Source organism: Brevibacillus ginsengisoli (assembly GCF_050113715.1).
GTDB classification, from domain to species: Bacteria; Bacillota; Bacilli; order Brevibacillales; family Brevibacillaceae; genus Brevibacillus_H; species Brevibacillus_H ginsengisoli.
On record NZ_JBNJQR010000005.1, the window covers coordinates 188,528 to 207,809 of the forward strand.

General features: G+C 46.3%; 18 protein-coding genes and 1 riboswitch. Of the genes, 9 read left to right on the forward strand and 9 right to left on the reverse strand.

Annotated elements, in window-relative coordinates:
* Window positions 1-61: 61 nt before the first annotated feature.
* Window positions 62-526, forward strand: a complete 465-nt coding sequence (locus ACQCN2_RS12285) for a hypothetical protein (RefSeq protein ID WP_426929206.1) — start codon at window positions 62-64, stop codon at window positions 524-526.
* A 265-nt stretch (window positions 527-791) separates the two neighbouring features.
* Here ACQCN2_RS12285 and ACQCN2_RS12290 read toward each other — a convergent pair whose 3' ends face one another.
* The 3 genes from ACQCN2_RS12290 to fabF form a co-directional block, all read right to left on the reverse strand.
* Window positions 792-1,391, reverse strand: coding sequence for a GNAT family N-acetyltransferase (locus ACQCN2_RS12290; protein ID WP_426929207.1), 600 nt, complete (start codon window positions 1,389-1,391; stop codon window positions 792-794).
* Between the two features lie 109 nt (window positions 1,392-1,500).
* Window positions 1,501-2,037 (reverse strand): hypothetical protein, encoded by a 537-nt coding sequence (locus ACQCN2_RS12295; protein WP_426929208.1) that lies wholly within the window; start codon window positions 2,035-2,037, stop codon window positions 1,501-1,503.
* Window positions 2,038-2,075: 38 nt separating this feature from the next.
* A complete protein-coding gene (gene fabF / locus ACQCN2_RS12300; protein ID WP_426929209.1) occupies window positions 2,076-3,320 on the reverse strand; it encodes a beta-ketoacyl-ACP synthase II in 1,245 nt (414 codons plus the stop codon).
* Window positions 3,321-3,446: 126 nt separating this feature from the next.
* On the opposite strand from fabF, the gene ACQCN2_RS12305 reads away from it, so the two are divergent.
* Complete coding sequence (locus ACQCN2_RS12305) at window positions 3,447-4,286, forward strand: helix-turn-helix transcriptional regulator (RefSeq protein WP_426929210.1); 840 nt, start codon at window positions 3,447-3,449, stop codon at window positions 4,284-4,286.
* A 71-nt stretch (window positions 4,287-4,357) separates the two neighbouring features.
* Here ACQCN2_RS12305 and ACQCN2_RS12310 read toward each other — a convergent pair whose 3' ends face one another.
* The 5 genes from ACQCN2_RS12310 to ACQCN2_RS12330 form a co-directional block, all read right to left on the reverse strand.
* Window positions 4,358-5,125, reverse strand: a complete 768-nt coding sequence (locus ACQCN2_RS12310; RefSeq protein WP_426929211.1) for an ABC transporter ATP-binding protein — start codon at window positions 5,123-5,125, stop codon at window positions 4,358-4,360.
* Between the two features lie 15 nt (window positions 5,126-5,140).
* Window positions 5,141-6,193 (reverse strand): ABC transporter substrate-binding protein, encoded by a 1,053-nt coding sequence (locus ACQCN2_RS12315; protein ID WP_426929212.1) that lies wholly within the window; start codon window positions 6,191-6,193, stop codon window positions 5,141-5,143.
* A gap of 12 nt (window positions 6,194-6,205) precedes the next feature.
* On the reverse strand, window positions 6,206-6,988 hold the full coding sequence (locus tag ACQCN2_RS12320) for an ABC transporter permease (RefSeq protein WP_426929213.1): 783 nt from the start codon (window positions 6,986-6,988) through the stop codon (window positions 6,206-6,208).
* Window positions 6,963-7,250: a thiamine-binding protein gene (locus tag ACQCN2_RS12325; protein WP_426929214.1), complete on the reverse strand. Its 288-nt coding sequence runs from the start codon at window positions 7,248-7,250 to the stop codon at window positions 6,963-6,965. Before ACQCN2_RS12325 ends, ACQCN2_RS12320 begins: the two co-directional genes overlap by 26 nt.
* Before the next feature lie 103 nt (window positions 7,251-7,353).
* Window positions 7,354-7,466: riboswitch (TPP riboswitch) on the reverse strand.
* A gap of 58 nt (window positions 7,467-7,524) precedes the next feature.
* A complete protein-coding gene (locus tag ACQCN2_RS12330) occupies window positions 7,525-8,421 on the reverse strand; it encodes a GNAT family N-acetyltransferase (protein ID WP_426929215.1) in 897 nt (298 codons plus the stop codon).
* A gap of 151 nt (window positions 8,422-8,572) precedes the next feature.
* On the opposite strand from ACQCN2_RS12330, the gene ACQCN2_RS12335 reads away from it, so the two are divergent.
* The 7 genes from ACQCN2_RS12335 to ACQCN2_RS12365 all read left to right on the forward strand — a co-directional run bounded on the left by ACQCN2_RS12335 (window position 8,573) and on the right by ACQCN2_RS12365 (window position 17,810).
* Window positions 8,573-9,634, forward strand: coding sequence for a YheC/YheD family endospore coat-associated protein (locus ACQCN2_RS12335; RefSeq protein ID WP_426929216.1), 1,062 nt, complete (start codon window positions 8,573-8,575; stop codon window positions 9,632-9,634).
* Between the two features lie 92 nt (window positions 9,635-9,726).
* Complete coding sequence (locus ACQCN2_RS12340; RefSeq protein WP_426929217.1) at window positions 9,727-10,443, forward strand: lipase family protein; 717 nt, start codon at window positions 9,727-9,729, stop codon at window positions 10,441-10,443.
* A gap of 43 nt (window positions 10,444-10,486) precedes the next feature.
* The gene (locus ACQCN2_RS12345; RefSeq protein ID WP_426929218.1) at window positions 10,487-11,983 is read left to right on the forward strand and encodes a PAS domain-containing sensor histidine kinase; all 1,497 of its coding nucleotides are present in this window, start codon (window positions 10,487-10,489) and stop codon (window positions 11,981-11,983) included.
* A gap of 18 nt (window positions 11,984-12,001) precedes the next feature.
* Window positions 12,002-12,673, forward strand: a complete 672-nt coding sequence (locus ACQCN2_RS12350; RefSeq protein ID WP_426929219.1) for a GNAT family N-acetyltransferase — start codon at window positions 12,002-12,004, stop codon at window positions 12,671-12,673.
* A 135-nt stretch (window positions 12,674-12,808) separates the two neighbouring features.
* Window positions 12,809-15,226, forward strand: a complete 2,418-nt coding sequence (locus tag ACQCN2_RS12355) for a PAS domain S-box protein (RefSeq protein ID WP_426929220.1) — start codon at window positions 12,809-12,811, stop codon at window positions 15,224-15,226.
* A gap of 338 nt (window positions 15,227-15,564) precedes the next feature.
* Window positions 15,565-16,125 (forward strand): sigma-70 family RNA polymerase sigma factor, encoded by a 561-nt coding sequence (locus tag ACQCN2_RS12360; protein ID WP_426929221.1) that lies wholly within the window; start codon window positions 15,565-15,567, stop codon window positions 16,123-16,125.
* The gene (locus ACQCN2_RS12365; protein WP_426929222.1) at window positions 16,116-17,810 is read left to right on the forward strand and encodes a YcdB/YcdC domain-containing protein; all 1,695 of its coding nucleotides are present in this window, start codon (window positions 16,116-16,118) and stop codon (window positions 17,808-17,810) included. Before ACQCN2_RS12360 ends, ACQCN2_RS12365 begins: the two co-directional genes overlap by 10 nt.
* 70 nt (window positions 17,811-17,880) lie before the next feature.
* On the opposite strand, the gene ACQCN2_RS12370 is transcribed toward ACQCN2_RS12365, so the two are convergent.
* The gene (locus tag ACQCN2_RS12370) at window positions 17,881-19,164 is read right to left on the reverse strand and encodes a condensation domain-containing protein (protein ID WP_426929223.1); all 1,284 of its coding nucleotides are present in this window, start codon (window positions 19,162-19,164) and stop codon (window positions 17,881-17,883) included.
* Window positions 19,165-19,282 lie beyond the last annotated feature (118 nt).

Consider the following 19,282-nt stretch of genomic DNA (forward strand, 5'->3'; position numbering starts at 1 on the left):
TAAGTATAAATGGGAATAGTGTACGTAGGTTTTTAACCATGAACATAGGAGTGGTTACTACATGCTATCCTTTTACAGAAACTGTATGGTATGGCTGGTGCTTACAATTGTTGTTTTTCTTGTGACGGGATTTCAAAGCATAGAAACAAGTACAAAGGCATCAACCAGTGAAGGGGAGAACCGTTACGCGGTTGCCGGAATTGATAATCCGCAAGCGTTCGAGTCGACGTTTCGATCCGTACAGCGATTGGTATCGCAGGGAGATAAGATCGGTGTTGCTAACTACATACGATATCCCTTGTCTGTCTATACGAATGGAAAGAAGCAAATCATTGAGAATAAACAACAGTTCATTCAGCACTATGACACAATCTTCTCCCCAAAAGTAAAACAAGCCCTAATCAACCAAAAGGTCGAGGAAACCTTCGTGCGTGATCAAGGGGTTATGGCAGGCGGTGGAGAAGTCTGGTTTGGGGCGACGGACAGCAAGCCGCAGAAGTATCTGATTATCACGATCAACAATTAAAAGGCGCCAGTTTATGGCGTCTTTTTTAGTAAATAAGCAAGTTTAACCCCTTTCTGATCATAAAGGGGTTAAACTTGCTTTCCGTTCGCGTAAGCCTGCTGAAGAAAAGACTTCGTCACTAACGACTCATTTTAAGCGAAACCAAGCGCAGAGAACGAAGGAAGGAAAAGAGTCGGCATTCTTTACATCAATGAGAAACGAAGTGATTTTCTTGTCGACTCCCTTCCGTAGAGAACGGAGCGGACAGCAGAAGCTACAAGCGAGCTTAAACAGAGCGTACAGGGACGAAGTCTTTTCTAACGTGCAATGTCCGATAATCCTCTTCTAAAATCGCCATGAGAATCGAATCATGGTAGGCGTGGTTGTAATAGAGCGCGTCACGCTGTACACCTTCTTGTTGAAAGCCTAACTTCTCATACACATGGGATGCTCGTTCGTTAAAGGAGAAGACGTTCAGCTCAATTCGATGCATATTGAGAATTCCGAAACCATAATCCAGCAGAAGCAGGATGGCTTCACTTCCGTAGCCTTTCCCTTGAAATCGTTCTTGGTCAATCGCTATTCGCAGATTGCAGTTTCGATTGTATGAATCAATGCCTTGCAGGGCGATGTCTCCAATTACTTCATCTGTCTCATGCAAGGCGATCAGAAGCAGGACACTGGAAGAATCCTGAGATTTGCCTTCAATGTAGCGAGCGATTTGTTCTTTGGTGAAGTGTTTCTGTGTTCCGGTCAGCCTTCTGGTTTCTCGGTTGTATAACATCCGAAAATATAGCTCCGTATCATCAAGTCCAATCGGCCGCAAGTAAACGCGGTTGCCTTCCAGAAATCGAACGGGTTGCTTGGTTTGTTGCTGAATGTCCATGCTGGGCCTCCAATCGTTTAGAAACGGTAATGAATTCGGTCAGGTCTCTAGAACAGATTAACGGCTGAGGTAACCAATTGAATAGGGAAAGAATGATTAGAATGAATTCCTACTGTGGTGAAGCCTCCGCAAGCGCAATCACTCCCGTGCGCAAATCGTCCGGCAACGGTTGGCTGAGCAGTTTGTTCATAACCTCTGAATTGAACCCATGCTGTTTTAGATAGCGATGAAGTAATTGAGCCTTGTCCATTCGGTTCATCAAATAGTAGGCAACATACCAGACTTCAGGACTGCCGACCGCTACGCCTTCCCAGCGGAATGTAGGGATGGTGGGGAGTTGACATGTACCCGCTTCTGACAGAATGGAAAAATTACCGATCAAATCAATCTCAGGCTGAGCATGATGAAAAGAAATCCGATAGCTTGAAGCGAACGGGTAATCGCCGCTTGGGGATGCGGTATGCGCCAAGTGATCAAGCGCAGACATCACTTCCTCTAATGGAGCCTCCGTAGTTATATCCCAATCTCGCACGCGTTCGATTAATCCTAAACTGTATAGAAGCCCACTTCCACCGAGGGCGTAGGTAATATTTGCTTGTTCCAGGTGCTTGGTAACGGCTAGAAGAGGTTCAAGAGACGGTTGCATGGGTGTTCTCCTTTGAGTACAGGTAGTATCTATCGATTTTAGCATAAATGATTGTAGGATTTTAACACGATCACTGCATTGTGTCCTCCAAAACCGAAAGAATTGGATAATCCTATGTTCAATTGAGCTTCACGAGCTACATTAGGTACGTAGTCCAAATCACACTCGGGATCTCTCATCTCCTGATTAATTGTTGGGGGAATTATGTTGTGCTGAAGGGTTTTAACTAGAGCGATGGCTTCAACTGCACTAGCGGCTCCCAATAGATGACCAGTCATGGACTTATTTGCTGTAATCGGAATTCGATAAGCATTTTCTCCAAATAGTTTTTTTATCGCCAGAGTTTCCGATCTATCACCGATCTCTGTGCTTGTGGCGTGTGCGCTAATCACATCCACTTCATCTTGGCTAATGCCAGCTTCTTGAATCGCCAGCTTCATAGCCTGATAAGCGCCAAGCCCCTCTGGATGGGTCGCCACCATATGGTAAGCATCGGAACTGGCTCCGTAGCCAATTACTTCTGCATAAATTCGGGCATTTCTTCGCAAAGCATGAGTAAGCGACTCCAAAATCAGGATTCCTGCGCCTTCAGCCATAACAAATCCATCTCGACTTGCATCGAACGGACGGCTAGCTAGGGATGGTGCGTCGTTTCGGGTAGATAAAGCGGTAGCATTGCCAAAACTCGCTAAAGATATTTCCGTGACAGCAGCTTCTGCTCCTCCGACAAAGGCGGCATCCATGCCCCCAAACCGAATGGAACGAAATGCTTCTCCGATTGACGTATTACCAATGGAACAAGCGGTAACCGGGGACATGGTAGGACCTAATGCGCCAAATTTAATACTGATCATAGCTGCCGCCATATTCGAAATCATCATGGGTACCAAAGAGGGGCTTACTCGCTCAGGCCCACGCTCTCGAATAATTGCGTCCTGCTCTAATAAGGTTTGAATACCCCCGACACCAGAACCGACGTATACACCCAAACGTTCCCGATTCATATGCTCAAGTAAAAGCCCCGAATCTTTCAAAGCTTGCTCAGCAGCCACTACAGCGAATTGGCAAAAGCGATCCATACGCCGTGCTTCTTTACGGCCGAGAAGAGTATCCGCGTCAAAATCCCGAACGATACCAGCTATTTTGGACTTTTGTCTAGAAACGTCAAACGTATCAATCAGGGAAATTCCAGACTTTCCTTTTATTAATTGATTCCAAAAGCTTTCTACCGTGTTCCCAAGCGGCGAAACTACACCCATCCCTGTAATCACAACTCTTTCCATTCTGATACCCTCCTCTAACTAGCGATCATAAAACAATCTTGTCACTTTCGTTATCCTATTACAAGTTATAGGTTATCCTAGTATAATGAGTACCATGATAATGGGAATGAAAAGGTGAGAGATAACATGGATCGTGAAACAAGGCTTCAAGCACTATCAGTTTTTTTGAAAGCAAAACGAGCCAAGATTTCCCCCGAATCTATCGGAATTGCAACAGGCACCCGTAGAAGAACACCTGGCCTTCGAAGAGAAGAAGTTGCCCAACTGGCAGGGGTCAGCACCACTTGGTATACGTGGCTTGAACAGGGACGAGACATACGAATGTCTACCTCGGTATTGGATTGTATCGGAGCTGCGCTACAGTTGACTAGCGATGAACGTAAATATCTGTATGCTTTAGCATTGGAGTCTGGTTCAGGAACAGCCAATTTAAAGGAAGAACCGCTAGAAATAAGTCCGTCTTTAAAAAAGATTTTAGAAGAGTTGCGATATTGTCCTACCATCATTTCTGACAGACGATATTCTATTGTTGGTTGGAATGAGGCTGCATCTCACGTTTTTTTGGATTTTGGAAAAATCCCATTTGAGCAGCGCAATATGATTCGGTTGTTGTTTACTAGAAAAGAGCTTCAACGATTGGCGGTTAACTGGGATCATTTTATCAGAGGATTTCTTGCGATTTTTCGTGCTTATTACGGTCAATATGTAGAGGATGACTGGTATGATCGGTTCCTCGAGGAGATGAAGGGCATTCACCCGGATTTCGACCATCTTTGGCAACAAAGCGAGGTAAAATCCGCTCCGGAGGTCCTTATCGAATTTCGTCATGCGAAAGCAGGAAAGATGCTGTTTAATTTAACTTCTCTGCAGGTTCAAGGTGGTTCAGATTTGCGTTGCAGTATCTATACTCCTGATCCTGACTCCCAAACAGAAAGCAAGTTAAGAAAATTAATGGAGCATCAGTAGGGATCAAACGCTGAAGCGTCCAAATAAAAAAGACGGCACAAGGCCGTCTAGTAAAAAAATTAATCGATCACTTATTGTCTTACGGTACTCCCCAGCAAATCAAGCAGTTCCGTCTTCAGTTTCGTAAAAGCCGGATCAAGCGACATTCTGGGGTCGCGCGGTCTTGGCAAGTTGACTTGAACTTCGCCGATCACTTCACCTGGACGAGCGGAGAGGACATAGATTCGATCGGATAAGAGAATCGCTTCGTCGATATCATGGGTCACCAGTAGGACGGAGTGCTGATAGGTTTGCCAAATTTGCAGCAACCATGCTTGCATCTCCATACGAGTCAAGGCGTCCAGCTTGCCGAACGGCTCATCCAACAGCAGCAATTCTTTTTGTCCGAGATAGGTGCGAAGAAACGAAGCTCGTTGCTTCATGCCACCTGATAGCATATCCGGGTAACTGTCAGCGAACTTCTCCAAGCCGAAAATCGGCAGAAGCTCCAAAGCTTGCTTGCGGGCTTGGCTTTTACGAATACCACTGACCTCCAAAGGGACGATCACATTATCGAGGATGGTGCGCCAGGGGAACAACACATCCTTTTGCGGCATGTAGCCGACGAGTCCCTTGCGTCCGATGATCGACTGTCCTTCCAACAGAATGTCACCTTCGTCGGGAACCGATAACCCGGCGGCAAGATCGAGGAGGGTGCTTTTACCACTGCCGCTTGGTCCGATCAGGCTGACGAACTCGCCTTTGCCCACGACCAGCGAGACGTCGCGCAATGCCGTAACGGCTTCACGCTTGCTGGCGGCGAATGTTTTGGTTATACGGTTCACGCGAAGGATTTCCATTGATTCACCAACTATCTATTGTTTTTCCGGCAAGAAATCGTTTGTGAAGGCTTTACTTGGTTCAATCATTTTCGGGATCAGCTTGCGATCGTACATCCATTTGGCGTAACGGTCCCACACTTCTTCTTTTTGTACGCCCCATTGCGGCGCATCGTCTTGATACTTCGTGCTTAACCACGCCTGGCTTTGTTTTACAAGTTCAGGGTTCAGCTCCGGTGCGTTTTTGAGCAAGATAGTAGCCGCTTCACTCGGATTGCTGATCGCTTCTTGGTATCCTTTTGCTGTAGCGACCATGAATTTTTTCACCAGGTCTTTTTGTTCGTTGACGTGTTGCTCATTGGTTACGATGACTGGTGTGTAGTAGTCCAATGCAGGGTCGAGGTCTTTCACCATTTGGAGGTTCAGATCCATTTTGTTGATTTTTGCCTGAATGCCGTCCCAGCCGTAGTAAATCCATTCGACGTCAGCATCGCGGCCAATGGATTTGAAGAAATCGGTAGCCCCGAGCGTAACCATTTGAACCTTGGACGGGTCGCCTCCCGCTTTGGTCATCACAGCTTTAATCACGGCTTCTTCAGATGGCGATCCCCATCCGCCGTAACGCTTGCCTTCGAAATCTTTCGGGGACAAAATGTTCTTGTCCTTCGGTGAAGCGAAAGCGGAGGTGTTGTGCTGGATCACCGCTGCTATGGAAACAAGCGGAATATTGGTTGCGCGTGCTTGGGTAACCGCTTCCTGATAGCTCACGGCAAAATCAACTTTACCCGCTGCCGCCAATTGGTCAGCTTGAGTGCCTTGACCTGGTTGTTCAATCTCTACATCCAGTCCTTGTGCCTGATAGTAGCCTTTGTCTTTGGCCACATAAAGGCCGGAGTGGTTGGTGTTCGGGAACCAGTCGAGCATTACGGTTACTTTTTGCAGTTGACCAGTCGCTGGTTGAGCCGCTTTATCTGTTTGTGGAGCGGGAGCAGCTGATTGTCCGCAGCCTGCGGCGAGAATGCTGAGTCCTACTGTAACACTTGCGAATAGATACCGAAGACGGTTTTGTTTTGTATGATTTCGATTCATGATAAGTCTCCTTTATTCTTTACGGGATGGATACCAAGGCATGGTGACCCGCGCGATCAGTTCAATGAGAACGAACATGGCCAAGCTGAGAAAAACAATGACGAAAATCGTAGCGAACACTCGGTCCGTCTGAAACGATTGGGAGGAGCGGGTCATCAGGATGCCTAAGCCTTTGCTTGCGCCTAGCCATTCCCCGATCACCGCCCCCATGACGCTGTAGGTACCGGCAATTCGCAATCCTGAGAAGAAGAAGGGCATTGCGGCAGGGAGTTTAACCATCCGAAAAATCTGCCATCTACCCGCCCCCATGGAGGACATCAGGCGGATCATGTCTGAATCGACCAGGCGAAAACCGTCCGATAGATTCACGGTAATCGGGAAGAAGCAGACCAATGCGACGACGATTACTTTTGGCGTGATCCCAAAGCCAAACCAAATAAAAAACAAGGGCGCAATCGCCACGATGGGAATCGTTTGGGTAATCACGAGAAGCGGGTAAACCGCTTTTCGCAGATAATCCGACCAATCCATCAGGACGGCAATCAAGGTTCCCGCCAGTATAGCGATGACAAAACCGAGCAGGGTCTCGTATATTGTCTGGACACTATGCATCCAGATCAGCTCTCTTGCTTCCCACAGAGATTGCAAGATTTGGGTGGGGCTTGGCAAAATCCATACTTCGATCTTGCTTACTTTTACCCCGATCTCCCAGATCAGCAGGACGAGCATGAGCAAGCCGATGGGGAGCACGCTGGTTAGCGTCTGTGATTTACCGGTATTTTTGAAGCTTTTCATCCATGGAAACCCCTTCTGGGCGGTAATGAATTTTCATGTGAGTCATAACCTCGCTGGCTCCCGCTTGGATACAAGCTTCCTGAGCGCGCTTCACGATCTCGATCAGTTCGTCCAGTTCACCCTCCATAACGGTTTCCATTGCGCCTACCTCGTATTTGACTCCTGATTGCTGTACGACTTCAATTGCCTTGTCCACCACTGGGTAAGTATTACCATCTGCGACCTTTGGCAACACCTGAAATCCTAAATTGACGATGGGCATCAATAAAGCCTCCTTCCTCTACGATTTTTCCTTTTATGCCTTGGAAAAGCGAAAAAGCCACCCAAGTGGGCAGCCTAGAAAACAGCATGGATACAATCTTGTTCGTTTGCATTCGCGCTAGTTCCCTACGCTGGCATTACCCAGATCAGGTTAAAGGGTCGGCACCAATTCGGGTACCCTCTCAGCCAAGCTAACCTAGCTCCCCAAAACAAAAAACTCCATATGCAATTACGTGTCTCATTATAGACATTCTTTATTGGTGTGTAAATCCTTTTTACTTTTCCAGCTGCTTTTCCAAGCTGACGCATACCTTCTCTTCATGAAACCCGAAGCGTTCATATAATCTTCTTGCGGCGGTATTCTCCACACGGACAGACAGTTCAATGTGGGAGACATTCCTTTTGTCACGCAACCAGGTGATCACATGAGCGAGCAATTGGCTTCCGTATCGCTTATTCCGTTCTGCCTCCAACACGCGAATGAAGCAGATTTCTGCCGCGCTCAACGCTTCCATGATCTCTACATAAGTGTACCCGACCATCCGATTCTGCTCATAAATGAGAAACAACAGATGCGTGTCGCTGATCCGATTGACGATATCCGACGCGCTAAAATAAGCGTCTAACGGATGTAGGCTATTAAACGATTCAAGATCGCCTGTCGTATAGGGACGGATGGTTACGCTTGGATTGGACGGTACAGACGGAAGGGGCGTACCCGAATTCAGTTCAAGCGAGAGAGATGCTTCAGCGTTATATACGACAAATCCAAGGCCGCCGAAGAATGCCAAACCGTTCTGATTCTTCTCATCTAAAGAAATCCGAATTTTCTCGTATGAATGAGGGATAAGCAGTAACAGTTGGTCCCACAGTTCGGAGACGACTCGTTGCCAGTCAGATGCACGTACATAAGGTCCCAATATTCGGATTAAGCCTTGTTCGGGGAAGGGATAGTAGCCAAGCGCTCCGATAAGCTGATCTTCTGCTGAAGTTTCAGCTGATAGAGCAAGGACAAACACCTCTTCGAAAGGCAGACCGGCTAGTACCTTCTTGATACTTTCCATGTCTGAGGGAAGCCAGGGGTTATTGTGCTCGCGATGTTGATTCATGAACGCAATAAACTGCGAGACTTCTGGTAATTGTTGAATTGTTGCCAGCTGGTAAGCAATCATTCCGGGTCCCCTTCTCGAGATAAGTTGAACGAATCGCCCAAATCATGTACCTCAGGCGGGCATTTGTCATATGCTACACAAATTACGGATACCTATGTCTATGCAGGCGACAAGTACAATAGAACGTAACTTCAAGCTCAGGTGATGCTAAATGAATATACTTGGAGTAATGGCCAGTCGTGTAATCCATCCTGATCGATTCGACCCATATGATGAAGTGGCCAGGGAAGCAGGATTTGATCGAGTGCTTGTCTATCGCCCAGAGGATGTCAATCTGACCACTGGCAAAATAAGCGGCTTCGTAAGAGAACAGGGAAGCTGGAACAAAAGGATCATGAACGCCCCGCCCATCACGTTTGACATCGGCTATTACCATGATCCGAAGGTGGTCGGCAAGGTACGACAGATTAAGAATACGCCATCGATTGCTTTTCTCAATTACGGACTCGGCAACAAATGGATGATTCATCAAAAATTATTTCCATTTGAAACCGTACGTCCCCACCTTATTCCAACCGAAGTGGTGGTGGACGGCAAGCAGGTAATGGACTGGATGGAGCGTTATGGAGCCGTCATCTTGAAGCCTATCAACGGAAAAGAAGGCAAGGGAATTGTACGGCTCAGCAAAACAGGAGAAAACGGTTCGGGCGGTCCTTATCTGTTGGAGGAACAAATGAACAAAAAGCCACTCGCAGATGAGCAGGGGGCCATTCATCAGATTGAGCGGATTCTCCAAAGCGGGAGATACATCGTGCAAAAGTGGATTCCCATCGTGAACCGGGAAGGACTTGTCTATGATGTGCGTTCACTGGTCCAGAAAAATCAGAAGGGCCGTTGGGAGATTACAGGGTTGGCCGCGCGTCAGGGGGCAGCAGGAAAAATTACCTCGAATCTGATGGACGGTGGAACAGCTTTTGAACTGCTCCCTTATTTGAAACACCACTTTGGTAAGAAGAAAAGCCGCAAACTTTATCAAAAGATCAAAGAACTTTCGCTTAGAATTCCCGGCTGCCTGGAAGAAGCCTACGCCAGGCGACAAGCAGATCTGGGACTTGATCTGGCCATTGATCCAGAAGGAGAGATTTACTTGATTGAGGTGAACGTAAAGCCGGGGAAACTTCCATTTCGGCAGGTATTCGGCATCCACACCAAACAGGACAGTATTCGTCAGCCGATCTACTACGCGGCTTCTCTCCTGGGGATAAAAGCCTAGTCAATACCGGTATAATCAACTAAAGCAAGTCCCTTCCCGAGTGAATATAGTATGGCAAAACCATCTGGATCACTTGGGGAGGGGGTTCAACAATGAGGAAGCCGGTTATTGATAGGCAGGTAGTAACTGTAGCAACCATGACATACGATACAATTCTGGCGCGAGACGGTAAGTGTGTTCTGCCCAAGGGATACCAGATCGTTGCTGGACTTGGCAAGAGTGAAGATCCGCGACTAGGGATTATCGCTCAATCGGACACCCAAATTGTCGTCTGTTTTCGGGGAACGGGGAATTGGTTTGATATCTACAAGGATTTGACGCTCAATCAGATTCCGTACCCATTTGTGAAACAAGCGGGAAAGACTCATCAGGGTTTTACCGAGATGTATGAAGGAACGATTCGCTCCCAGCTGTTCAATATCCTCAGCGGGTTGTCCCACAAGAAACAACTGATTCTCTGCGGTCATAGTATGGGTGGCGCCATTGCAACTTTGGCGGCGCTTGACCTTGCCTGCAATTCAAAATTTAAACATCCTCATGTGTATACATTCGGTTCTCCGCGAGTCGGCAATTCCGCCTTTGTCCATTTATTTAATAAGACCATTCCATTCTCTTATCGCATTGCCAATCGCTATGATGTCGTTCCGCATTTTCCTCTGAGGAGGACCTTCCAATTACACTATCGGCATGTTCACTCATTGGTCAGGATCTCGTTTCGACAGGGCGGAATCGTGCCCAATCATGAAATGGCGAACTATTATAAGCAGGTATGTCGGATGTTTGAAAAGGGACGAGGATTTTCCTCTTAGACGAGCGAATATTCTCATTAATATCGCCAAGAGGAATGATAGAATGACGAAACTTGATAATCTTATGTATCAATCCTTGTTTGAGAAGAATCCGGATGCCATATACGCAGTTGATGGTAATGGAGTGATCACTATGGCGAACGATTCCTGCGAGCGGATAATCGGCTATCCCAAGGAAGAACTGATCGGACACAACTTCCTGGAGTTTCTTCCTCCGCATGAGGTAAAGGATGATCTGGAAAGATTCCAAAAAGTGCTGAAGGGTGCTCAGAGTGAAGCCGAGCTGAGTATTGTGCATCGTACCGGGCAGATCATTTATATTCACGTCATGAGTTTACCGATCTATGAACAAGAAAATAAGATTATCGGTGCGATCGGGATAGCCAAAGACATTACCAGAAGCAAACAATTGGAGAACGAATTGCAAACCGCCAGAGAGAGTCATCTCCAAACGGCCAAGATGCTGCAAGGAAAAGAAGCGAAGCTGAAACTGATTGCAGACAATACGTCGGATATCATTTTTTTAATGGATGAAAAGGGAGATGTCACGTTTATTTCTTCCTCGTTTACGAGAATTCTCGGCTATTCGATGGATGAATTTCTTCACGATCATTGCCTGTACGGCAAGCTTGCCCAAGAGACGATTCATCCGGATGATATTGACCAAGTGAAAATGAAACACGAATGGGGTATGAGAACCAAAGAATTCTTTCACGTCGATTATCGAGTGAGACATAAGGAAGGGCATTGGGTTCATATTGAAACGCATGTCAGACCGATTCTGGACGAAGACAATCTGGTTGGCTTAGTCATGATCGCCAGGGACATTACGGAGAGAAAACGCAATGAGGAGCTGCTCAGGATTTCGGACAAGCTTTCTGTTCTAGGCGAGCTTGCCGCCGGAATCGCGCATGAGATCAGGAATCCGCTTACCTCTATAAAAGGGTTTATTCAGTTGTTTCAGTCCTCCAACCTGGAGAAGCACGAATACTACCCGATTATCCTTGACGAGCTGGATCGCATCAATTTCATTGTGAGTGAACTGTTGATTCTAGCGAAACCTCAACTATCCAATTATAGAATCAAAAACTTGAATGAAATTCTGTCTAACACGGTTACCTTGCTGAGTCCACAAGCTCTATTGCAAGGTGTAGACATCATCACAGAGTTTGACGAAGAGGCCCATGTGATTTGTGAAGAGAATCATCTCAAGCAGGTGTTTATTAATCTGATAAAAAATAGCATGGAAGCGATCGAACAAGAAGGACACATCACGATTCGAACCCGGAAGCTTGCGGGTGGCCTGATTCAAATTGAATGTGTCGATAGCGGATGCGGGATTCCCCAAGAGCTGGTGCCTAAATTGGGAGAGCCATTCTATACGACCAAAGCCAAAGGAACAGGATTGGGCTTAATGGTCAGTCTGAAGATTATCAAGGATCATCATGGCAATCTGCACATTGAGAGTTCCCAAAATCAAGGAACTTCTGTTACGATCACATTACCGATGGTGGAGACTGATTCGAAGCCAGGAATCTAAATCAGGAGGCAACAAAAAATGGAATATAAACGTCTAACCAGTATATCCGACCCTTTATTTAAACAGATGCACGAACTGATGCAGACCATCTTTCCGCCTGAAGAAGTACTCGCCTTCGACTTGTGGGAAGGGCCTCTTGAAGATGAAGGAATCCGTATTTTTGTGGCTGTACATAACGGAGAAGTAGTAGGGGCAACCGAATACCGTTACTATGAAGACTTACACGTGGCTATGACCGATTTCACGATTATTGGCCGTGACAAAATGGGTATCGGAGCATTTCTGGCACGTAAACGGCAGGAAGATCTGTTTGCCTTGGTGCAATCAAAGGGAACTCCGTTAATCGGGATGTTTGCCGAAATCTACAATCCTACTCTCGTGGAAGACTACTCATTTGGCGGTGTAGCCTCCATGAATCCCTTTGTTCGCAGGGAAGTGCTCTCTCATTTAGGGTACCGTAAAATTCAGTTCTCCTATGTCCATCCATCATGGAATAATGACGGAGAAGCGGTTACCGGGCTTGATTTGTGCTTCCTAGCCTATCAGGAAGGTATGGAGACGATTTCTGCTAGACTGGTAAAACAATTCCTGACCACCTATTACGCGGTGCTTCCGAACAAACCTCAAGAATGGCTGAAGATGGTCGAAGGGCTTGATCAACAAGACCATTTGGCACTGTTGCCCATCTAGTCCTTTGATAAAATAGAAAAAATTGAACGAACAGTTCTTCTATTACTCCAAGGATTATGCTATAGTTTACACAAAATTTAGAATCTTTAATTATACTAATAGTTAAATAGATCAGCATTAGCAGGAGTGATAGGGGTGTACGAAGCGTTAATCATTAACGTATTAGTTTTATTATTACCTGTCTTTTTATCGCAACTGTTACTTTTTAAATATCACGAAAAAAACGGAAAGAAATTTCAGTGGATGCTCGGCTTGGTTGCCGGGCTTACTTCCATTCTATGCATGACCTTCCCAATCGCTTCCGAAATGACTTCAATTGATCGAATTATTTGGGATTTGCGTTTGATTCCGTATTTGCTGGCGTTGATTTATGGCGGGTATCGAGGCGGATTGGTGGCTTTTATAATCTTGATTAGCTATCGCTTCTCACTAGGTGGTGGGGTGGCTTATGGTATGGCGGTCGGTCTGGCATCCTTTTTTCTTCTTGTCGTCCCGCTTTGGGCGAAGAGGTTCCATAAGTATCATCGGCAGAAGAAAATCATCTCAGGGTTTCTGCTTGGCTTGATCGTCTTTGCCGTGTTATTGGCAACGATTTCTCTTCATTTCTTGTCTATGCATCAATTCGATTTCTTGGTGAAGTATTGGTCAGGGGTAATCCCGTTGGGCGCCTTCACCTATGTGTTTTCGATAACGCTGCTGATTCTGTTAATGGAGAATACGTTGGAAACAAGCTTTATTCGATCGGAATCGAAGCGCTTAATCGAGAATTCATTGGATACCATTGCGATCATCTTTGAAGGGAACTGGGTGTTTGTAAATCCGTCGGGTCTCCGCTTGTTTGAAGCTGCCAAGCCGTCAGACATGCTGGGGCACTCTATCTATGATTTTCTTCCTTCTCAGTTCCATGCGGAGGTCAAGCACCATTACGATCAGATCATTAAAGAGAGCGTTACGATCGGCCCGCTTGAACGAGATTGGATCAACTGCTCCGGAAAAATAATCAAGACCGAAGTGCTGGTGGCGCCCTATTTGTTTAAAAATAAATCAGCCATCCAGATTGTGATCCGCGATATTAGTGACCGCAAGCAGACAGAGCAAGAGCTCAATGAAAGTAAACAACGCTATAAATCCATTGTGGATTATCATCCGGACCCTATTGCCTGGTTGGATTTGGAGGGGAGATTTCAACGGATCAACCCAGCTTTGGAGAAACTTGTGAACTATCGGGCGGAGGAAATTATCGGTGAGCCATTCTATAAATTCCTCTATGTTGCGGACTATGAAAGGAGTTCCTATCATTTTAATCTGGCGGCAAGTGGTGTCCCACAGACCTACGAAGCGCGTCTGAGGCAAAAAGAAGGCAAACTGCTTCATGTCAATATCACGAATATCCCGCTCGTTGTGAATGATCAAATTGTCGGAGTTTATGGGATTGCCAAGGATATCACTCCGCAAAAAGAGCTCTGGGACAAGCTGTATGAAAGCGAAGTGCGATACCGTACGCTAGTTGAGGAATCACCGGAAGCTATTTTTATCCTTCAAAAAGGGCGGGTCGTTTACGTCAATCATACTGGATATTCTTTGCTGGGTGCCCAGAAGAAAGAGTGGATCATCGGCAAGGAAGCGATTTATTTCGTACATAAGGATTATCGCAGCATCATTCTAAACGAAGGTTTATGTCACGGCAAAGCGGTTGATCAGTTAGTCGTCAAATGTGTACAGGTGGACGGAGAGGTTCTGGATGTGGAGATCAAATCGATTCCTACCTCGTATCAAGGGGAGTCATCTCTGTATGTGGTCCTCCGTGATGTGACGGAGCTGCGGAAGAGCCGTGAGTATCTGCAACAATCAGAGAAGCTCACGGTGGTCGGGCAATTGGCTGCGGGGATTGCCCATGAGATTCGCAATCCGCTGACGAGCTTGCGGGGATTTGTCCAATTGATTCAACGATCTGGTGAAACGGAGAACGATGAGTTTTTGAAAATCATGCTTTCGGAGATTGATCGGATTAATGAAATCGTCGGCGAATTATTGCTTCTTGCCAAGCCGAACAAACATGATTTTGAAAAGAGAGAGCTTGTCTCCATTCTTTCAGAAGTGATTACGTTGTTGAAACCTCAGGGGATGTTATGGAATATTGAGTTGGTCCCGCAGTTCGGTGAGTTTCTGCCAGTGGTCTATTGCGTTGAAAACAAGCTGAAGCAGGTCTTTATCAACATCATCAAAAATGCGATGGAAGCAATGCCTACGGGCGGCAAAGTCTACATAGAATTAAACGTCAAAGAAAATAACGCCTATGTCAAAGTAGTGGATCATGGATGCGGGATACCCAAGGAGCTGCTGCATAAAATCGGGCAGGCGTTCTACACATCCAAAGAAAGAGGAACGGGACTGGGAACCATGATCAGCTTCAGCATTATTAACAGTCATCAGGGTCAAATCAATATCGATAGTGTGGAGAATGTTGGAACGACGGTAGAGATCATCCTGCCGCTTGTCGAAGAAAATGAGCCAACTGCCGCACTGACAGCTTTGCAAGGACATCTCGGATGAGGTGTCTTTGTTTATAATATCGGAATGTTTAATTGCTTTACAGAGTTAAAGTGATTAAACATTCCTTCCGTTAGCATAAGCCAGCTAGAGAAAAGACTTCGTCCGCTTGCAGCCTCCTTGGAAGTGAAGCCTAGCAAAGGAAAGGAGAAAGGGAAAAGAGGCGCCACCCAACCCGCAGGGCGCGAAGCGTTTGGCGACTCCCTTTCGGATTGAGAGAGCGGACTTTTCCGCTTCATTGCGAACTTCCACAGAGCGAAAAGGGACGAAGTCTTTTCTCATGTCACAAAACTCCACCAGCGGGATCAAATAAATAGTCAGAAAGGAAGAAGGTGAGAAAAGTGGCAGAGGTTGAGATGAATGTGACTCTGCAGCTCTCCAAGGAGGTTGTATTGGAGTCACTCATGCGGGACTATGGCCAACAGATCCTTCAGCTTGTCTATTTGTGTATCCGGGATCATACTCTCGCGGAGGATATCACACAAGAGGTTTTCCTCAAGGCATACAAAGGGCTGGATCATTTTCGTGGTGAGAGCGACGTCAAGACTTGGCTGTATCGAATTGCCATGAACGAATCGAAGAAGTATCTTCGTTCTTGGTCTTTTCGCAATATTTTCTCCACGTGGTTAAAAGAAAAGGATCAGAAGCTCGAAGCAGTCGAGACCGTTGGAGTAGAGCAGTTGGTCATGGGCAAGCTGAAGCAGCGAACAATTCTTCGGCACGTATTGAATTTACCGCATCAGTACCGGCAAATCATCGTCCTTTATTACTACGAAGAGTTAAGCGGCAAACAAATGGCGGAGATCTTACAGATTTCGGAGGAGGCCGTGAGACAGAAGCTGCATCGGGCCCGTAGGCAGTTGAAACAATTACTGGAGCAGGAGGGAGAAGCATGGATATAGACCAACTCATGCGTGAATACGCCCGTCTGGATAAGCAACAGGTTGCGAGTGATGTCCAATTTACTCCTGACTTGGAGAGAAGTATTCGCCAATCGATTCATGGGCATAGGAGATCATTTTTTCTTCGTTATGGTGTGAGTATTGCTGGAGTTGCGGTGGCAGTCGTTATTCTGGCTGCATCGTCTTGGAACGGCATCACGTTCAATCATCAACAGGAGGAACCTACACCAGCGGTTACCCAAATCGATCAGAAAAAGCTGGCGCAGGCTGTCTTGCAAAAAATGTACAACATTGTACCTGAGCTAAAAAAATATCAGGTTGGAGAGACCGGAGCCGCCTATATTCGTTTACAGAGGAATGCGAATGATAATGTGCTGATTCAGTTTCGTCCCCAAACTGGTGAAATTGAGATGTATTCTCGTAATCAGGTTTATTCTATTAATAGACAAAATCTATCCGACAAGAAACCCACAGTAGCTTTTGCTCAAGTGAAAGCGAACAGCTTCCTTGAACAGATATTAGGCGATGATTGTAAACAGTACAAACCAGATACAGTTAATGATACGTCCGATGGCAAGTTGATTACTTATCAGCGGTTCCTGAATGGATTGCCGTTGTTGGGTGATACGGTGGAAGTCATCGTTGATGCGGCGGGGAATGTGATTAATTATCAAGGGTTATCGAGAAACTGGGAGCTGGCGAAGGCTGAGATTGCGGATACTACTACTGTTATCAGCCAAGAGGAAGCTGTGAAGAAGCTGACGCAGCAGATGAAGCTTCGCTATGTGGAGAATCTGGTGACGAAGAGCGACCCTGCTACGGGAAATCCAACCGAAACACGAACGCTACTGGAGTATTCACCCAATTTGTTAGGGTATGGGGAGTTTAACCGGTTTGTACCAGCTTGGAATCTGGATGCGCAAACTGGGGAAATTCAATCATGGATGGAAGAGCCGGAGCAATCATTCAAAATAAACCCATCTACTACGAATGTAGTGGTGAAGAATAATCAAGATATTGCCAACGTGATAAAAGACGTCTATGGAATCAACGTCGATGTCAAAAAGCTGAAGATAGGCTCAAGCAATGCTTTCATTCAAGAAGTCTTGTATGAACCAGGGAAAGGCGATCAAATTAAGGTCTTGTACTATAAAGCGAATGGGAAGATCCAGTCGATTCAAACGAATGCTCAACCAAAAGAGCAGAAGGTGACCAAAGAAAAAGCCATGCAATCCGCAGTCAAATTCCTTGAGAAGTACGCTGATCTTGGTGTGCGGGAGGTGGCCGCTTCTCAAGTTCGAATTAATCCGGGGAGTTACGAGATTAGCTTTTATAAAAAACAGGATGGTATTTTTGTGACGAACCAACAAAGCCCGCATGGCGCTTATACTGTTTCTGTCGATCCCAGTACGGGGAAGGTGAACGGTTTTCGTCGGGAAGGCTATTTTATAGAATCGACGCAGAAGTCCTTTCCCTCCGAGCAATCCGTTGTTCCACTAGATACTGCCATGCAGGAATATCTCAAACATGTTGAATTGAAGCTAGCCTATCAGTATGAACTTCCAAAAGGGAGTACACAAGTGAGATGCCGTCTCGTCTATGTTCCTTATCCAGTCAACCATTCGCTCGATTCCTATAAGGAGTTTCACCTGGATGCGGTAACCGGACGGGTCTTGCAGTTTTAGTCATACCAAGCGATTCAAGAAGCCACCTCTGAATGAATAGAGGTGGCTTCTTGAGGTTTCAAATGGGTAATTACAGTTGAGTTAACTCCTGCACCATCTGATCAAGGAATGTTTCCACCGTTGCTCGGTCCACAGTTGATTGATAGAATCCGACGGTCAAGGTAAGGACTCCGTTGTAGCTGCTGGCACCTGTCATAAATGCTGGTGCCCAGAAACAAGGGCTGACGAAGTATCCGTCTACTGCTGCCAACGGACCAAAGGTGATGGGCTGATCGTGTAAAATTCCTACGTTGGATAAGAGCGGCGAGAAGCAATTGCTCTCCAAAGCTTGACGTCTGGCATCCTGGTACCAGTTGTAAAACCCTGAATATCCAAGACCAGCCAACAACTCCATGACGATTCCGATCTGCACGCCGGGCTGATTATTTTTGTGCTGATTCATTTGATGGGCGACGCGAGTCAATGTTCCCTCAAACGGTTCTTCCGGTTGGTATGCAAGCTGCATGATTTCTGCGCCAGATAAGTTGCTAATCGCGTCGGCATGGCGGGTAGGCAAATAGCGGCGCAGGTCGACAGAAACCTGAACAGCCATTGGATCAGAAGTCTGTACCCCCGTTATGGTGAAGAATGCTCGATAAAAAGCGGTCAGCAACAGATCGTTAACCGTTCCCCCCTTCTCCCGAGCAAACGCGACCAGTCTGGAATAGTGGGAATCTGCAATCCGGCGAATCACATGAGCGGGATTAGAGTCAACTCCGGGTTGGGATGGAAAGGACCAAGTTGGCGCGACATTGCGAGTTCGGTCCCAGACACTTGCGGGATCGGTAATCTGTAACGGCTCCCAAATTTGACCTTGATCACGTCTGGCCTCTTGGCGGAAGCTGGGCCAATATTCTGGATCGGCACAGCATTCGGAATAGACAGAAGCTAGCAACTGGACATATTCTTTCAATCCGCCTCCGTCTGTGCTAGAATGGTCCATTTTGATGCAGAGAACATCGTAATTGGAACGGATAATTCTTACCTGTACTTGCGGATCCTTTAGCGAATTTAGCGGAGTCGTCAAAAAATCTTGGATAGCAGCTTCCACATCGTCTGTTTGTACCACGCTGCAAAGGTTTATTGTGTCCAAATCCTCTCGACGTTGCCAATAAGACGTTGGTTGATCCTCTACGAAGCAGCATCCCAAAACAGGCTCCAACTCCAGCGTCGCGCGAACAGCTTTCGCCATAAGGGTTTCATTCAGGGTGTTGTTAAAGGTTAAAACAACTTGTAGCTGATGATCCGAAGCAAAATAACCAGCAAGGTAATTGAACAAGTCTTGCCCGGTTACTGGAAAACGAAGCGGTTCCATTAGAATCCCTCTTTCTTTGTAGAATATTTTATTGTTGTCTATGAATTTTATAAACATAATATTGTTTAGTTTGTTTATTGTCAACGCTGATTCCAAAAAAAACTTCCAACCTCGAGGG